This is a genomic window from Leisingera sp. McT4-56, assembly GCF_020514995.1.
Classification (GTDB): domain Bacteria; phylum Pseudomonadota; class Alphaproteobacteria; order Rhodobacterales; family Rhodobacteraceae; genus Leisingera; species Leisingera aquaemixtae_A.
The window spans coordinates 94,997-112,055 of the sequence record NZ_JAJALF010000018.1 but is presented as its reverse complement, the minus strand read 5'-3'; the positions used below and the strand labels follow the sequence as shown (position 1 = coordinate 112,055).

Here is a 17,059-nt window from a genome sequence, read left to right as displayed (position 1 = left end):
CGTGAACCACTGGGGCCGAAAACGGGGGCAATCTTGCTCTCTCGAGCTCTTCAGCGTCTTATTCTGTTTGGAGAGAGGCCGATGGCTGGGGTGGTAGGATTCGAACCTACGGTACACGGTACCAAAAACCGCTGCCTTACCACTTGGCTACACCCCATCGGTGAGGCGCTGTCTAAAGTTTGTTGCGGGGGGGTGCAAGGGGGTTTTTGAAAAAAAATGCAGTTCTTTTTCTGGCTGCTCCGGAAATCCTTCCGCGCTCCTTGCTGTAGTGGCGGGCTGGGCATCGAGAAGTGCCGGAAAACGGCTTTATTTCAATATGATGCCTGGCTCTGGAGGCACTGCTTTCGGGGGCGGGGAGGCCCGGAAATACGCCGCTGAAGCGGAGGCGGATGGCTGCCGGGAGGGCGCGGAACGGCGGTGCGGGGCAGGGGCCGGCCCGCTGCGGGGCCGGCCCTGGCGGTGGTGCTCTCAGGAGCCCCAGATCGCCTGATGCGCCTCTTCGCCGCTCTCGAAGATATGCGGCTGCACGCCGCGGCTGGCGAGCTCGCCCTGCATCTTCAGGCGCATGAAGGCGCTGGTGGTGTAATGGGCTACCGAGGCGCTGTTTGCCTCCAGCGTCCGTCCGACCGAGGCGGAATAGTCGTCCTGCAGGTCCTCGGCGATGCGGAAGCCGTTCTGGTTCATCACCATGCTGACATCCCGGCCGCTTCTGGCAAAGGCGTCCCGCAGCACGCGGTCCAGATCCTCGACATCCTGCTTCTTTCGGACGCTCCAGCCTTCGAGGTTGAGGAACATGGTGTGGCGGGCGGCGTCATAGGTGACGCGTTCGGAAAGATTGAGGTTCAACAGGTCGTTCATCAGCCCCATCGGCTCATCCCGGAAGATGCGTGCATCCATGAGGGCGACATTTTCGATGATGGGCTTGAACTCCATCTGATCCAGAATGTCGCGCTGCAGGTCGATGCCGGGGGCGATCTCGATCAGCTCCAGCCCCTTGGGGGTCAGCTGCAGCACGCAACGTTCGGTCACATACAGCACCGGCTGCGAGCGTTTGGAGGCATAGGGCCCTGAGAAGGTGATCTGTTCGATCAGGCGCACGAATTTCTTGTTGCGGCCTTCCTGGACGATGCGCAGCTCGCCGTTTTCCACCGCCACTTTCAGCCCGCCCGCAGTGAAAGTGCCGGCAAAGACCACGGCACGGGAGTTCTGGGAGATGTTGATAAAGCCGCCGCAGCCGTTCAGGCGGCCGCCGAAGCGGGAGGCATTGACGCTGCCCTCGGCGTCGCATTCGGCCATGCCGAGGCAGGTCAGGTCCAGCCCGCCGCCGTCGTAGAAATCGAACATCTGGTTCTGGTCGATGATGGCGTCGGCATTGGCGGAGGAGCCGAAGCTGGAGCCGCCTGCCAGCACCCCGCCGACGGCGCCGGCTTCGGTGGTGAGGGTGATATAGGGGGTGGCCTTTTCCTCGTTGGCCACAGCGGCGACGCCGTCAGGCGCGCCGACGCCGAGATTCACGGCGCCGTTGGGCGGCAGCTCAAACGCCGCGCGGCGGGCGATGATCTTGCGCTGGTCCAGCGGCATCTTGGGGATGCCTTCAACCGGCACCCGGATTTCGCCCGAAAGCGCGGGATTGTGCTGCACGCCGTAGTTCATCCGGTGCATCTCCGGATCGTCGGCTACGCAGACGCAGTCCACCAGCAGGCCGGGGATCTTCACGTCCTTGGGCTTGATCGAGCCGTCCTCGACGATGCGCTCCACCTGGGCGATCACGATGCCGCCGTTGTTGTGGGCCGCCATTGCCTGGGCCAGGCAGTCCAGCGTCAGCGCCTCGCGCTCCATGCTGATGTTGCCGGAGCGGTCGGCGCTGGTGCCGCGGATGAAGGCGACGTCGATCTTGGTCGCCTTGTAGAACAGCCATTCTTCACCATCGACCTCGTGGTAGCGGACGATGTCCTCCTCGGTCACCTTGTTGACCTTGCCGCCGCCGTGGCGCGGGTCAACATAGGTGTGCAGGCCGACCTTGGAGAACAGGCCGGGCTGGCCGGCGGCGCAGGCGCGGTATAGCTGCGAGATCACCCCCTGGGGCAGGTTGTAGCCGCAGATTTTGTTCTCCTGCGCGGCCTGGGCGACCTTGGGCATGCGGCCGAAGTTGCCGGCAATCACCCGGCGCAAGAGGCCGTCGTGATGCAGCCGCCCGGTGCCCAGCCCCTTGCTGTCGCCGGCGCCTGCGCACATGATCAGGGTGAGGTCGCGGGGGGCACCTTCTGCCAGGAAGCGCTTTTCCAGTGCCGCGTGCAGCATTTCCGGGATGCAGCTTTGCACAAAGCCGGTGGTGGTCACGACGTCGCCGTCGCGGATCAGCGCCATTGCCTGGTCTGTGGTGGTTGTCTTGTCTTTCATGGCGGCGCGTCCTTCCCGATCCTGTCGCCCTCCGCCATGCCGTGCAGCGCTGCGGAGATTTGATCGGGAATCTTAGGCGCGGGACGGGCCGCTGGTGTCCATTGATTGCGTCAGCAGACAAGGGAGTTACGACATCGCGGCCGGGCAGCCGGCTGTGAAGTTTCCGATCGGCGGCGGCACTTTCCGCGCCGGGCGCAAATGTATGCCGCCGCCGGCTGAAACCGTCAGAAAAAGCTTGCGCCGGAGTCGAGCCAGTCGTCCAGCGTGATGCCCTCAAAGGTCACGGAACAGTTGTTGCCGAAGGTGAACATCAAGCCGTTTTCTGTATCCTGCGCCTGCGCGGTGAAATCGTGCGGGCCGGTAATCTTGGTGAAATCGGTGCCAAGCTCGAAGTCGGAAACCGTATCATTGCATCCCTGCTGGCTGTTGAAGACAAAGCAGTCGGCACCTGCGCCGCCGGTGAGGTAATCGTCCCCCATGCCGCCTTTCAGGGTGTCCCGGCCTGCGCCGCCGTCCAGGGTGTCGTTGCCGCGGTTGCCAAGCAGGCGGTCCCTGCCGCCGCCGCCGGACAGCTCGTCCCAGCCCTTGCCGCCGGCAAGCCTGTCGGCCCCGGCGCCGCCATCCAGGCAGTCCGCCCCGGCGCCGCCGGCCAGGCTGTCGCGTCCGCCGCCGCCTTGCAGGTCGTCGCCGCCGCCCAGGCCGGCCAGGACGTCATCGCCCCTGCGGCCAAAGATGAAGTCCTGTCCGCTGCCGCCTGCAAGCAGGTCGTCATCGACGGTGCCGGCAATCCGGTTCATCGCGGCAAAGACGTCCTTTTGCAGCGCCTGCACATCGGTGTTGCGCAGGATGACGTCGGACAGGCTCGTGTCCCAGAGCGCTTTCAGCTCTTCCGCCGGAATGCCTTCGCGCCCTTCGCTCCAGAACGGGTCGCCGTCGCGCAGGCGGGTGAACTGGTCGATCATGACCAGCGCGAAGGTTTCACCCAGCAGCCCGTTGCCAATGGCGTCTTCGGCAAGGCCGCCGGTCCAGGCGTCCACCAGGTCTGTGTCGCCATAGGCAAGTTCGAGCTTGGCGGCCAGCGCAGCGTCCGAGGTGATGTCGGAGAAGCTCTCGGCGCGGGACAGGCCCAGGGCTTCGCGCAGGTCATTGTAGCTGGCCACGCCCATGTCGCGGCCGCGCTGGATGTTCAACGCCGCCAGGTCCAGCCCGCCGGCACCCGGCGGCCCGAACAGGAAGGAACGCACGTCCTCCACCACCTGGGTGTCGATGGCTTCGGAAGTCTGGGTGGCAGCCCCGCGCAGGACATTTTCGATCATGCTGTCCTGGCTGACCAGATGCGGCTGGAAAAACGCATCGCGCAGAGCCAGCGGGTCCAGTTGGGTGCCATTTTCGGTGACCCGCTGCAGATTGGCCGACAGCAGCGTATGCCCCAGCCGGTAGACGGCGCCGGAAAATTCGATCGCAATCCCCGGATTCACGTCCGGGTCATAGCCCTGGTAGGCGCCAAAGGCATCATCGCCAAGCAGGATTGGCAGAAATTCCTTGAAGGTGATCGCCTGCACCAGCGCCTCGACCCGGGCGCGGGCGGCCTCGAACAGTTCATCATCCGTCAGCGACGGATCCCTTGCCGCCAGTTCCTCGACCAGCCGGTTGTGCTCGCGGGTGAACAGCGTGTGCATCGAGGTCAGGGCAACATTTTCGGCGGCACGGACATCGCCGGTCAGAAAGCCATCGCCTTCGAGGTTCAGGAAATGTTCCTCGGTCATCTTCAGCTTGCCGCCTTCATCCCGCATTGCCGCGACCATCTCTTCGGTTGAACCGTAGATCATCGAGGCGTCGATGCAGGCGGTGATCTCATTGAGGAATTCACCCTCGTGCTGTTCCACACGGGTGAACGGAATGATGGCTTCGCCGGTGCCGAAGGGATCAAAGAACGGATCGCCGGCCGGAACCTCGATGTTTGCTTCGATACCGCTTTCGGCCCCGGTCAGCGACAGATCGTGGTCCAGAAACTGGCCCCAGATCCACAGGAAGTCCGAGGCTCCGGCGGCATTGACTGTCTCGCCGTCCTGCGCCGACAGAAGGTTTGAAAGCACGCGCGCGTTCGGCCGGTCCGCACCCGCCATTTCGCCATCCGGCCCCAGCGCGCTGCCGGCCATTCTCAGCAGTTCAGTGCCGGTTGCGCCCCAATCGGGATTGTCTGGATTTGCGGACGTGCCATCGGAGGGCCGTGGGGCCCCGATCTGTAAACTGGACATGTGATCCCCCAATCACTCGTAAAAACAGCCACCGGAAATGCCATCGCGCGGACCGGAAACGCCAGCGCGTCCAGTACCGGTAAATGCTTTATCCCCCGCAGATGCAGCCATGCCGGGCTGCACCTTCACAGGTAGCGCTTCACGATTTCGTGTCAAACCGTGTGCCTGCGTGAAGGAGCCGGTGCGGATGGCCTGCACCTGCCTTGGAGAAGCAGTGCGCAGGACCGGAAATCTCAGGCCGGCCGGGCCTTCTGCTCTGCTGGGGCCGCCGTCCAATAGGCGATGTATTCAAGCAGTTCCTTCTTGCGCACGGGTTTGGACAGAAAGCCCGTCATCCCGGCTGCGCGGCAGGCTGCCTCATCCGCGCTCAGCACATTTGCGGTAAGGGCAAGAACCGGGCAGGGGGCGCGGCCGTTTTCCTGTTCCCAGGCCCGCAGGCGGCGGGTGGCTTCAAGCCCGTCCATCACCGGCATCGACATGTCCATCAGCACAAGATCGAAGGTCTGCGCCGCAAATGTGCTGACCGCCTCCTGTCCGTTGCTGCACATGGTCAGCTGGATGCCAGTGGGGGCCAGCATCTTCTTCAAGACCAGCTGGTTGGTCCGGTTGTCCTCAGCCGCCAGCACCCGCAGATGGCTGAGGCTGCCCGGCGCTTGCGTGGCTCCGGGATGCACGGGGGCGGGCGATTGCGCTGCGTCAGGGCCCATCGCTTCCTGCAGCGCCTGCAGCAGCAGCCGGTTGCGGGCAGGCTTCATCAGCACGTGCACGGTCTTGCAGCTTCTGAGCGCCTGATAATCCGCCAGCAGCTGGCTGCCGGCGCAGAACACGATGGGCAGCTCCCGGCAGCCCGGCAGCGCGTGCAGACGCTGGCAAAAACCTCTGGCGTGCTCCAGCGGCAGGCTGGTTTCCACCAGCACCAGATCCGGCCGCCTCTGTTCCGCCGCCATCGCCTGCAGCTGTGACAGCAGCTCCGGCAGCCCGTCCGGGGCCAGCGTACCTGCCCCCCAGTATTCAAGCTGGCGCAGCCGCACCTCGCGGGAAAACGCGAGGTCCGAGACGACCGCCACCTGCTTGCCCGCCAGCGGCAGTGTGCGGGCCGCGGCCGGAGCGGCCACCGGCAAGGGCAGGCAGACCGTGAAACAGGAGCCTTTGCCCGACTCGGAAACCACGTCAATCCGCCCGCCCATAGCCTTGGCCAGGCGCGCGGAGATGGCCAGCCCCAGCCCGGTGCCTTCGAACCGCCGGGCGGTGGTGCTTTCGACCTGTTCGAAGGCGTGGAAAATCTGGCTGATACTGTCTTCGGGTATGCCGACGCCAGTGTCGCGCACGTCAATGCAGAGCGGGATGCCGTGGCAGGTGTCGTAGTTTAGGGTGATGCTCACCTGGCCCTTGAGCGTGAATTTGACGGCATTGCCCACCAGGTTCATCAGGATCTGCCGCACCCGGCCGCTGTCGCCGGTGAAGACTGCCGGGGTGCCTTCGGGAATGTCGATGCAGACTTCCACTCCTTTGGCGGTGGCGCTGGGCGACATCAGCGTGGCCACGTCATAGATCACGTCGCGCAGGTTGAACGGCTGCTCCAGCAGCTGCGCCTTGCCGGCCTCCAGCTTGGAGAAGTCTAGGATATCGTTGACAATGCGCAGCAGCGCCTCGGAAGAGGCCAGAATGGTGCCGGCGCAGGACTGCTGTTCGGGGGTCAGGCTGGTTTCGTTCAGCACTTCCGCCATCCCCAGCACCCCGTTGATCGGGGTGCGGATCTCGTGGCTCATGGTGGCCAGAAAGCGGGATTTCGTCTCGGTGGCGGCTTCGGCCCTGGCTTTTTCCTGCAGCAGGCGGTCGGCGATCCGCTTCTTTTCCTCCAGGCTGGTTTCCAGCGTGTCGAGCGCGGCAAAGACGGCGGCAATCTCGTTGTCGCCTTCCGGGGCTTCCGGCTGCTCGCGGGTGGCCAGCCGCCGCAGCTTCCGGGCGGCCTGCTGCATCGCGGCAGAGAAGCCGCGCGCTTTGCGAATGGCAAACATCAGCGCTGCGGCCATCAGCAGCGTGGTTCCCGACAGCCCCAGCACCAGTATGCGGGTTAGGGTTTCCTTTGCCTCCGCTGCTGCCGTTTCGGCATGCTGCGCCGCCAGCGCCGTTACGGCCGCCGCCTGCTGAGTCACCGTCTCGCTGCTCATCGTGAGCGAGCTGAGGGTGGGGATGTGCTGCGCGGGCTTGATGCCAAGAAGCACAACCGCCTTGACGCACCACTCCGACAGCGCGGTGTCCAGCGCCACAACCTGCTCCCGCAGCGGCGGGGTCAGCGGCAGACGCATCAGCGCTCCCAGATCACCGTTGATCTGATTCAGATACGCATGAAACTGGCGCGCCACCTCCTGCTGCTGGACCAGCCGTGTCATGGCCAGCACGTCCTGGGCATAGACCTGGGCAGCTGTGATGCCGGCAGTGACGCTGCTGGTCCGGCGGGTGACTTCCAGTGAGGCCTCGAGCACGGCATCCTTGCGGGCAGAAGCAAAGAACGCCATGCCGCCGACCAGCAGTGCCGCCAGCAAGGCCGCGACTGCGATCACCAGGACCGGCAGGACGATGGAGCGCCTGATGCTCATGACTGGAAGCCTTCAGCCGCCTGCATCAGTTGGCCGGCAAAATAGGGGTTGGCACATCGGTTTCCGTATCGGTCAGCGTTTCGAGAAAGGCGATCAGATCCGAAATCTCCTCTTCCGGGATGGCAAACCCATTGATCTCCGGAGAGCGGCCGGCCTCAGCGCCGCCGGCTGCATAGTGGCGGATCACTGCGCGCAGCGATCCCAGGGAGCCGTCGTGCATAAAGGGCGCCCGCAGCGCGATATTGCGCAGGCCGGGGGTCTTGAACCGGAAGTTCATGTCCTCATCCCACGGTTCCAGCCCGCCAGCACCCAGGTCGCTGCCCCGCAGCCCGATGTCATGCAGCTGGTTGTCCGTGAACATCCAGCCGGTATGGCAGGATGCGCAATTGGCGCGTCCGGTGAACAGCGCATAGCCGCGTTTGGCAGCCTCGGAAACCGCGGTCTCATCCCCTTCCACCCAGCGGTCGAAACTGGCTACGCCGCTGACAATGGTGCGCTGGTAGGTGGCCAGTGCTTTCAGGATGGTCTCCTTGCGGATGCCGCGGTCTGGAAACAGCCGTTCGAACCAGGACTTGTACTCGCGCACGGCCGTCAGCCTGGCAATGATGCCGTCGAAGGTGGCGTTCATTTTCGTCGGGTCTGTGATCGGTCCGATCGCCTGTTTCTCCAGGCTGGTTGAACGCCCGTCCCAGAGCAGCGGCATGATCCAGGCAGCATTCAAGAGCGTCGGCGCATGGCGGAGCACCGGCGTATTCGCTGCGCCGATGGGTTTTGGCACCGGCACTTCCCAGCCGAAGGACGGGTTGTGGCAGCTGGAGCAGCTGATGTTCTGCCCGCCGGAAAGGCGCGGATCGAAGAACAGCATCTTGCCGAGAGTGGCAAGTTCCCGGCTATAGGGGGCCTCATCAGGAAACGGCACCGTGTCCGGCCGACGGAACGTGTCGAGCCCGGCCGGCCCGGCCAGGCTCTGAGCAGTCCAAAACAGCAGCGGCAGCACGGCAGCGGCAGCAGCTTTCCACCGCATTCAGGACCTCCTCTTCCATTCCAGACCTTTGTTAACCGGAATATCACTGTCTGAGAAGGCCGTTAAAATTGCGTGAGCCAGGCCTTTATTGCCGCACCCTCAGGCGCGGCCTAGGGCTGTGCTTTCGACACCTTCTTCGGGCCGAGCCGCCGGGTGACAAGCCAGGGGCCGGTTTTCAGCACCATCAGCGCAAAGCCTGCGGTCCACAAGACGGCAGAGACCGTGATGCCGTCCCAGCCAGCGGCCAGTTCCGTGCTGCCCGCGATGCGCGCCGCGGCGGCGCCCAGCAGCAGCATGAAGGCAACGGTCAGGGCAGGGCCGGCCGCCAGCGGACGGCCGCTGTGGCCCATGGTGGCGCGCATCATCACCGCAAGCGTCATGCCGCCAATGGCACCGATGCCCAGGATATGCGCCGCCGCCGCCGGCTCCAGCAGTCCGAAGGGGACGCCGCCCGCAGCGATCAGCCCCGCGGGTATCAGCGCATAGGCCAGGTGCAGCATCAGCAGCAGCGGATCGGGCAGGGTGGCAAGGCCGCGCCAGCGTGCCAGCCGCAGCGTGTGCAGCAGGCCTGCACCCAGCAGAAGCGCGCCGCTGACAGCGGCCCAGGGCGCCGCGGTCCAGGCCAGCAGCGCCGCCGCGCCGAAGACCAGCGTCACGGCGTCGAATTTGCCAAAGGGCACCGGCATCTTTTCCGCCCCGTGCTTGGCCAGCCAGTTGCGGGTGAAGCTGGGGATGATCCGGCCGCCGATCAGCATGATCAGGAAGATCAGAACCGCAATGCCCAGGCGGCGCGAGACATCGGCCGCGCCCCCGGACATCGCCTCGATGTGGAAGCAGGCGTTGGCCACGCCCAGCAGGGTGACCGGCACCAGGACCTTGAGGTTGCGCCAGTTTTCACCGGCGATGATTTCCCGCGCGATCATGGCAATCACCGCGGCCAGAAAGGCGCAGTCGGCAGCCATCACCCCCAGCGCGGGCAGCCCCAGCCAGCCCGCCGCCGCCAGCCGCCCCAGCAGCCACAGGCCGGACAGCAGCGCCAGCGGCCAGCCGCGCGCGGGCAGCCGCCCGGTCCAGTTCGGCACCGCGGTGAACAGGAAACCCGCCACCACCGCAGCGCCATAGCCGAAGATCATCTCGTGAATGTGCCAGTCGGAAGGCTGGAACACGCCGCTGTATTCCAGGCCGCCCTGCCAGATCAGCAGCCAGGCGGGAACCGCCAGCAGGGCAAACAGGCAGGCGCCCAGGAAAAACGGCCTGAAGCCGAAGGAAAAGAGAACAGGTCCGGTGTATTCGGTTCGCGCAGCCATGAAGGCCTCCAAGCGTCCGGGCAGATGAAAGGCGGGCGGCACTGGTCAGGTGCCGCCCGCCGGCTCAGCGCAAGGGACGCAATCTTTCGCCGAACCCCGTGGATCAGCACCGGCGGGCAGGGAGGAGGGAGGCTCTCCCGGTTCCGGATTCCCGTTTTTTCCCGCACGGTTGTTTCCTCTGGCGTCACTATGCGATAACGGCGGGGTGATCTCTTTGTCCTTCAGCAAACTTGCGGTGCATTCTTGTCCAAGCTCGACGAAAGCCTCCTGACCGGGCTGCCGCCCTTCAGCCTCCTGGAGCGCAGCCAGATCCGCGAAATCCTCGATCAGGCGCTGCCCAAGCGCTATGACGAGGGGGCGGAGATCTTTCACGAAGGCCATGACGCCGAGCGGTTTCACCTGCTCTTGGACGGCTACATCCGGGTGGTGAAGACCACCGAGGGCGGCGAGCAGATCATCGCGCTGCATATTTCACCCGGCCAGCTGTTCGGCATCGCGCCGGCACTGAACCGCGACACCTATCCGGCCACCGCGGTGGCGGCCTCGGAATCGCTGGCACTGTCCTGGCCGGTGCGGTTGTGGGGAGAGTTTACCGCCAAGTACCCGGGTTTTGCCTCCGAAAGCTACAGCACCCTGGGCCAGCGGCTGGGGGAGATGCAGACCCGGATCACCGAGCTGGCCACCCAGGCGGTGGAGCAGCGGGTGGCGGCGGCGCTCTTGCGGATGGTGAATCAGTCGGGCCGCAAGGTGGAGGAGGGGATCGAGATCGCCTTCCCGGTGACCCGCCGCAACATCTCCGAGATGACCGGCACCACGCTGCACACCGTCAGCCGCCTGCTGTCGGCCTGGGAGAAGGACGGCATCGTGCATTCCACCCGCAAGCACATCGTGGTCACGGCCCCGCATAGGCTGGTGGTGCTGAGCGGGGCGCAGGGGTAGGGGGCAAACCAGACATCCGGCATAGAACGCCAAATGTCTGGTTCAGGATGAAACCTGGCGTCACTCGCGCCCCGATGTGTCCCACCAATGCGGTTGCATGAACTGCGGGATCGCCTGTGTCTTGCCGCTCAGTTTCCCGACCGTTCCGGGTGTCAGCTCAAGTGCCATCCATGCCTCCGGTGCTGTCAGCAGATCCGGGTAAGGCGTCTGTTTGTCAGTCGGCGCAAAACCATACCGAGGGTAAAAGGCCGGGACGCCCAGCACGAACACAGCATCCGCTCCAATGGACTTCAGGTGTTCGATACTGGTTTCCATCAACTCCTTGCCAACGCCGTGGCCTTGGAAGACCGGTGACACGCCGCAAGGTGCGAGCAGGTAGCACTTTATGTCCGGGCGGTCCTCGAAGACAAATGGCGTGAACAGCACGTTGCCTGCAAACTGCCCGTCGCGTTTTACACTGATCGAGACCGTGTCCGGGTGGTTGAGGAAGCTTTCCGCAAGTTTTGCGATTTCCGGTCCTTCTTCTTCGCCGAATGCCAGGCGGTGAACATTTATGATGCTCTCTTTTATCGTTTGGTCCATTTCAGTATTCCTTGTGATGAGTGGTTCGCGCGCCGGGCAATGACGTTGCATGCGGCGCGCACCGGTTGGCCGTCCCCCGCAAGGGACAGCCTGTTGAAAGAGAGTCAGGCACCGGGCATTGACATCTTCCGGTTTACCTGTCCGGACGGTTCATGGATCTCGTCCTCGATAAACTCGAAACCGTAGCGTTCGTAGAACGGCCGCCCGATGGCGTTGTCGCGGAAGACCTCGACCTTCAGCGGCCCTTTCAGGCCAACGGCATGATCGACGAGCGTCTTTCCATACCCTCTGCCATGCCTGGATGGGTCCAGAAACAGGCCACCGATTTCATTGCCAAGCAGGGCAATGAAACCAATGACAGTTCCTGCATCCTCCAGCACATAGGTTTCCGCATTGGGCAGATAGATGTCGCGCATTGCCTGCCGCACCTCTGCCACGAATTCCCGGGTGAGAAACGGATGAGCGAGCGCGTTGGCCTTTTGCCAAACAGCAATCACCGTCTCGGTGTCATCGGCGTGATAGGGGCGGATCGAAATAGTGTTGTCTGTCATTTGCTTACCCTTGTCTATCGCTGGTTCATTTGCGAACGCACGGATTGGTTCCCTAAATGCGTAATGCGATAGGGGTGGCCATTCTTCGATTTGATGAAGCGCTTGTCTTTCAGGCGCTTGAATACGTCCATCGTGCAGGCTGAGAAGACAAAGCCGTCACGTGTAAAACATTGAACGGATTGCACCTTACCATTGTCAGCGCGCGTGTATTTTATCTCGCCGCCTAAGGCGAGCTCATGCAAAACACGTTGCTCGTGCTTTGAGATGTTCATTGGGATGTCTCGATTTTATGAAAGCACAGAAACAGGGCACCCAGCGTAGCGCGTGAGTGTGCCTATCTTTGTTGGTGTTCCTGAATTTGCTTCGCCAGGAACGGGCGTTAGGCCCGGGTCTCTTTCATAAAATCTCCATTGCAAGAGGCAACTCGCCTCAAGCGCCTCTCGTACTTAGGCTCCAACTTTAGAAACGTCAATTGGCTTGGCAAAGGAGCGGCGCGAATCCAGCGGAGCTTCGCTGCAGGGGAATCCTTGGTGCGTTTGGGCTCGCTGCGGTCACTCCTTCCAAAACGTGGGCTATGCCCCCACCATCCCCCGCAGCTGCTCCCGGAACGCCATCTCCTCCAGCCCGTATTCCTCGCAGGCGTCGATCAGCGTGTGGAACGGCGCGATCGGGCAGCCGGGGCAGAGCATCTGGCGGCGCATGAATTCGCCGGCACAGTCGGGCCAGTGGTGGAACAGTTCTGACAGGGGCAAGTCGGGGTCGTCGAAGTCGGGTCGGCGCATCGGGCTTCCTCCTTTTCCTGCATCTTGCGTGCAGCAATGCGCCCGGTCTTTGCGCTTCAACAACATATGAGACGGTGCGCGGGTTTACGCAGAATACATCCGCAACTGTACTCAGGACCGCGATATGTCAGAGATACTTACCAAGTCGCGGGCCAGGAACGTGTTCTACGGGGGCTCCTTGTTCTTCGTCGTCGTGTTCGTGGCCATGACCGCGCATAGCCACCGATTCATCGTAAACAAATCCACAGCTGGCATGGAGCTGACCGACGAGGTGCGCCAGGGCAAGCATGTGTGGGAGCGCCACTCCTGCATCAATTGCCACACGCTGCACGGCGAGGGCGCCTATTTCGCACCCGAAGTCGGCAACGTCATGACCCGCTGGGGCGTGCTGGACGACCCCGAAGGCGCCTATGAAATGCTCGACGGCTGGATGAAGGCGCAGCCCTCCGGCGTCGAGGGCCGCCGCCAGATGCCGTTCTTCGACCTGACGGAAGAAGAGACCAAGGCCTTGTCCGAATTCCTGCGCTGGGCGGATCAGACCGATACCCAGAACTGGCCGCCGAACGACGCAGGCTGAGGGAGAGAAACAATGAAATATCAATCTCAAAAAGTGGCCTATGCCTATTTCATGGTGGCAATGGGCCTGTTTGCCATTCAGGTTCTGGGCGGCCTTCTGGCCGGCTGGATCTATGTCTGGCCCAACACGCTGAGCGAGCTTCTGCCGTTCAACATCGTGCGGATGCTGCACACCAACGCGCTGGTGGTCTGGCTGCTGCTGGGCTTCTTCGGCGCCGCCTATTACCTGATCCCCGAGGAATCCGAGCGTGAACTGTTCTCGGTCAAGCTGGCCTATATACAGCTGGCCATTCTGGTGGTCGGCACCCTGGGCGCCGTCGGCTCCTACCTCGTCGGCATCCACGGCGGGCGGGAGTTCCTGGAACAGCCCTTGTGGGTTAAGTTCGGCATCCTGGTTGCGGCGGTGATCTTCCTCGTGAACATCTCCCTGACCGTGCTGGCGGGCCGCAAGACGGCGATCACCAACATCCTGCTGATGGGTCTGTGGCTGCTGTCGCTCTTGTGGATCTTTGCCTTCATCAACCCGGACAACCTGTCGCTCGACAAGATGTACTGGTGGTTCGTTGTCCACCTGTGGGTGGAAGCCACCTGGGAACTGGTGATGGCCGCAATCCTCGGCTACCTGATGCTGAAGCTGACCGGTGTTGACCGCGAGGTGGTGGAGAAATGGCTCTATGTCATCGTTGCCCTGGCTCTGTTCTCCGGCATCCTCGGCACCGGCCACCACTTCTTCTGGATCGGCACCCCCGGCTACTGGCAGTGGATCGGCTCGATCTTCTCGACCCTGGAAGTGATCCCGTTCTTCGCGATGATGAGCTTTGCCTTCGTCATGGTCTGGAAGGGCCGCAAGAACCACCCGAACAAGGCCGCTCTGCTGTGGTCGCTGGGTGCATCCACCGTGGCGTTCTTCGGCGCCGGCGTCTGGGGCTTCCTGCACACGCTGCACGGGGTGAACTACTATACCCACGGCACCCAGATCACCGCCGCGCACGGGCACCTCGCGTTCTACGGCGCCTATGTGGCGATGAACCTGGCGATGTTCACCTACGCGATGCCGCAGCTCAGGAACCGCGACCCCTATAACCAGGTGCTGAACATGGCGTCCTTCTGGCTGATGACCGGCGGCATGGCCTTCATGACCTTCGTGCTGACCTTTGCCGGCACCATCCAGACCCACATGCAGCGCATTGTCGGTGAATACTTCATGGACGTGCAGGACCAGCTGGGACTATTCTTCCTCATGCGCCTCGGCTCTGGCGTGGTGGTTGTGCTGGGTGCACTGCTGTTCATCTACGCAACCGTGGTGGTCCGCCGCGAAGTCATCAAACCCGGCCCCGCGGCCGTGGCGGGAGAGTAAGCCATGAACGCTATGAACATGCCTTCTGTTCCCTTCTACCGTCCCGCAGGCGATGAATGCACCGTCTTCGAGATGGCCCAAGCAAACGGTCTGCCCCTTCTTTTGAAGGGGCCCACCGGCTGCGGCAAGACGCGGTTCGTGGAACATATGGCAGCCCGGCTCGGGCTGCCCCTCCACACCGTTGCCTGCCATGACGACCTGTCGGCCGCCGACCTGATCGGGCGCTACCTGCTGAAGGGCGGCGAAACGGTCTGGGTGGATGGCCCGCTGACCCGCGCGGTGCGCGAGGGCGGCATCTGCTACCTCGACGAGGTGGTCGAGGCCAGGAAGGATGTGGCGGTGGTGCTGCACCCGCTGACCGACGACCGCCGCCGCCTAGTCATCGACCGCACCGGCGAGGAGCTGGCCGCGCCCAAGCCCTTCATGCTGGTCGCGAGCTACAACCCCGGCTACCAGAACATCCTGAAGAAGCTGAAGCCCTCGACCCGGCAGCGCTTCCTGTCGATCGGCTTCGACTTCCCGGAAGCTTCCGCCGAAACCGCGGTGGTTGCCGCCGAGAGCGGGCTGGACGAGGACCGATCCGCTGCGCTGGTGCGGCTGGCGGGCCATATCCGCAAGCTCTCCGGCATGGACCTGGAGGAAGGTGTCTCCACCCGCCTCTTGATCTACGCCGCCACGCTGATTGCCAAGGGCATGAGCGTGGAGCGCGCGGTGGAGGCCGCCATCATCGAACCCCTCAGCGACGAGGCCGACGTGCAGCAGGCGCTGCGCGACCTTGCCGCCAGCGTCTACGGGTGATGCCATGATTCACGCTCTCGACCTTCTGGAACCCGAAGAAACGGTTGGCAACCTGTGGCATGGCATGGCCACACGGATCGGCGCCGCAGAGGATGGTGCTGAGCACACCGTCCGGTTCGAGGACATGCGCGCCAGCGTTGCGGCGCTGTTCCGGGCGCTGGGCGGGGCCGGGGGCGTGGAGATCCAGGTGGCGCCCGCGGTGCTGTCGGACCATCGTCCGGACCGGCTGCGCCGCATCGGCACCCCTCGGGAAATGGTATACACCGCCAGTTTCGACGGCGAGCGCCTGCGCCTGCCGCCGGAAATGTCAGTCTTTCCAAGCCCGGAGCTGAACCGCAAGGCCTACCTGTGGCTGGCCGCAATGGCCGCCTCGATCGAATTGCCTGAGCGCAACGAAGACCGGTATCAGGCCGATCAGCTGGAGATCGCTGCCAATGCCCGCGCCGCGGACAAGGTGTTTGCCGCCTGTCCCGGGCTGCGGTCTGCCTATGGCGCCTTCTGTGCGCATATTGCCGAGACCCGCAAGCGCAACGGCCTGCCGCGTTCCGAAGCGCGGATCGAACGGATGGTGCTGGATCAGATCGGCACCGACTGCCGCATCGCCGAGCCCTGCACCTGCACCGCGCCGCGCGGCTACCGGACCTATCAGCCGGTGCCGTTCTGGCTGCGCCTGCCGGTGCCGCAAGCGGGCAGGGGGGCAGCCCCCGCAGCGGATGAGGAGATGAAGACCCCGGGCCTTGCTGTCTCCACCCGCAAAACAGCCAAGCGGCAGGATCAGGACCAGACCACCCGCAAGGACAGCTTCATCGTCCACCGGTTCGAGTCCATCCTGTCCTGGGCCGAGAGCCTGAACATCAACCGGATGGTGGATGACGACGACAACGAGAATGCCCAGAAAGCGGCGGAGGATCAGGACAATCTCACCCTCTCGCAGCATATGAAGCGCGCGGCCTCGCGGCTGCGGATCTCGCTGGACCTGTCGCCGCAGGACGCCGAGCATGAACGGCTGGCGGGGCAGTTCACCTATCCCGAATGGAACCACCGGCTGGGCAAGCACATGCCCGCGCACACCTGCGTGCTGGAGGCCGAAGGCAAGCCCGCGGACAGCTTCCATCCCGATCCGCGGCTGGTCGCCCGGGTGCGCCGCCAGTTTGCGCCGCTGCACCCGCGCCGGGTGATGCTGCCGCGGCAGCTGGACGGCGACGAGCTGGACCTGGAAGCGGTGGTCAAATCCCATGTCGATCTGGCCTGCGGCCAGCAGGGCAGCGACCGGGTCTGGCAGGCCAGCCGCCCGATGGCCCGCGACCTGAGCGTGGCAGTGCTGATGGACTGCTCCCGCTCCACCGAGGCCACGGTCGGTGACCGCCCGGTGATCGAGACCGCCCGCGAATCCCTGGCAGCGCTTGCAGGCGGCATTGCCACCGCGGGCGACCGGCTGGGCATCTGGGGGTTCTCCTCCCTGCGCCGCGACCGGGTGTTCCTGACCCGCGCCAAAGGGTTCGAGGATCCGATGTCCGAGGCGGTCACCGCCCGCATCGGTGGCTTCAAGCCCGGCCACTACACAAGGCTCGGCGCGGCAATCCGCCATGCCTCCGCCCAGCTGGCAGAGGAAGGATCCGAACGCCGCCTGCTCTTGGTGCTGACCGACGGCAAGCCCAACGATCTGGACCACTATGAAGGCGTGCATGGCATCGAGGACAGCCGCATGGCGGTGCGCGAGGCGCGCGCCCTGGGCCAGTCGGTGCATGGTGTGGTGATCGACGCCGACGGGCAGGACTGGTTTGCCCGCATCTTCGGGCGCGCGGGTTTCACCCTCTTGCCCGACCCGGACAGGCTGCCGCGCGCACTGCCGGAAATCTATCAATCCCTGACCATGGAGCACTGA

The 17,059-nt window shown here is 64.0% G+C and carries 14 protein-coding genes and 1 tRNA gene; 5 read left to right on the top strand and 10 right to left on the bottom strand.

The window, feature by feature from the left end; all coding sequences use genetic code 11:
• Positions 1-82: 82 nt before the first annotated feature.
• The 6 genes from LHL23_RS17670 to LHL23_RS17645 form a co-directional block, all read right to left on the bottom strand.
• A tRNA-Gln gene (locus LHL23_RS17670) sits at positions 83-157 on the bottom strand.
• Between the two features lie 311 nt (positions 158-468).
• Positions 469-2,400, bottom strand: a complete 1,932-nt coding sequence (locus LHL23_RS17665; RefSeq protein ID WP_226430911.1) for an acyl CoA:acetate/3-ketoacid CoA transferase — start codon at positions 2,398-2,400, stop codon at positions 469-471.
• Positions 2,401-2,624: 224 nt separating this feature from the next.
• Complete coding sequence (locus LHL23_RS17660) at positions 2,625-4,658, bottom strand: peroxidase family protein (RefSeq protein WP_226430910.1); 2,034 nt, start codon at positions 4,656-4,658, stop codon at positions 2,625-2,627.
• A 233-nt stretch (positions 4,659-4,891) separates the two neighbouring features.
• Positions 4,892-7,258: a response regulator gene (locus LHL23_RS17655; protein WP_226430909.1), complete on the bottom strand. Its 2,367-nt coding sequence runs from the start codon at positions 7,256-7,258 to the stop codon at positions 4,892-4,894.
• Positions 7,259-7,283: 25 nt separating this feature from the next.
• Entirely contained in the window at positions 7,284-8,282 is a 999-nt protein-coding gene (locus LHL23_RS17650) for a cytochrome-c peroxidase (protein WP_226430908.1), read from the bottom strand.
• Between the two features lie 110 nt (positions 8,283-8,392).
• Positions 8,393-9,589, bottom strand: coding sequence for an NnrS family protein (locus LHL23_RS17645; RefSeq protein ID WP_222482328.1), 1,197 nt, complete (start codon positions 9,587-9,589; stop codon positions 8,393-8,395).
• Positions 9,590-9,832: 243 nt separating this feature from the next.
• Here LHL23_RS17645 and LHL23_RS17640 point away from each other — a divergent pair, with 243 nt between their 5' ends.
• Entirely contained in the window at positions 9,833-10,528 is a 696-nt protein-coding gene (locus tag LHL23_RS17640; protein WP_222482327.1) for a Crp/Fnr family transcriptional regulator, read from the top strand.
• Between the two features lie 60 nt (positions 10,529-10,588).
• Here LHL23_RS17640 and LHL23_RS17635 read toward each other — a convergent pair whose 3' ends face one another.
• The 4 genes from LHL23_RS17635 to LHL23_RS17620 form a co-directional block, all read right to left on the bottom strand.
• The gene (locus tag LHL23_RS17635; protein ID WP_222482326.1) at positions 10,589-11,110 is read right to left on the bottom strand and encodes a GNAT family N-acetyltransferase; all 522 of its coding nucleotides are present in this window, start codon (positions 11,108-11,110) and stop codon (positions 10,589-10,591) included.
• A 104-nt stretch (positions 11,111-11,214) separates the two neighbouring features.
• Positions 11,215-11,661: a GNAT family N-acetyltransferase gene (locus LHL23_RS17630; RefSeq protein ID WP_226430907.1), complete on the bottom strand. Its 447-nt coding sequence runs from the start codon at positions 11,659-11,661 to the stop codon at positions 11,215-11,217.
• A 14-nt stretch (positions 11,662-11,675) separates the two neighbouring features.
• Entirely contained in the window at positions 11,676-11,933 is a 258-nt protein-coding gene (locus tag LHL23_RS17625) for a YjhX family toxin (protein WP_226430906.1), read from the bottom strand.
• 300 nt (positions 11,934-12,233) lie between these two features.
• Positions 12,234-12,443 carry a hypothetical protein gene (locus LHL23_RS17620; protein ID WP_222482323.1) on the bottom strand — a complete coding sequence of 70 codons (210 nt, stop codon included), beginning with the start codon at positions 12,441-12,443 and terminating at the stop codon, positions 12,234-12,236.
• A 124-nt stretch (positions 12,444-12,567) separates the two neighbouring features.
• Between LHL23_RS17620 and LHL23_RS17615 the strand changes: the two genes are divergently transcribed.
• The 4 genes from LHL23_RS17615 to LHL23_RS17600 are packed head-to-tail and all read left to right on the top strand — an operon-like array spanning position 12,568 to position 17,059.
• Positions 12,568-13,020 carry a c-type cytochrome gene (locus tag LHL23_RS17615; RefSeq protein WP_226430905.1) on the top strand — a complete coding sequence of 151 codons (453 nt, stop codon included), beginning with the start codon at positions 12,568-12,570 and terminating at the stop codon, positions 13,018-13,020.
• 12 nt (positions 13,021-13,032) lie between these two features.
• Complete coding sequence (locus LHL23_RS17610; RefSeq protein ID WP_222482322.1) at positions 13,033-14,376, top strand: cbb3-type cytochrome c oxidase subunit I; 1,344 nt, start codon at positions 13,033-13,035, stop codon at positions 14,374-14,376.
• Between the two features lie 3 nt (positions 14,377-14,379).
• The gene (locus LHL23_RS17605; protein WP_222482321.1) at positions 14,380-15,174 is read left to right on the top strand and encodes a CbbQ/NirQ/NorQ/GpvN family protein; all 795 of its coding nucleotides are present in this window, start codon (positions 14,380-14,382) and stop codon (positions 15,172-15,174) included.
• A gap of 4 nt (positions 15,175-15,178) precedes the next feature.
• A complete protein-coding gene (locus tag LHL23_RS17600; RefSeq protein WP_222482320.1) occupies positions 15,179-17,059 on the top strand; it encodes a nitric oxide reductase activation protein NorD in 1,881 nt (626 codons plus the stop codon).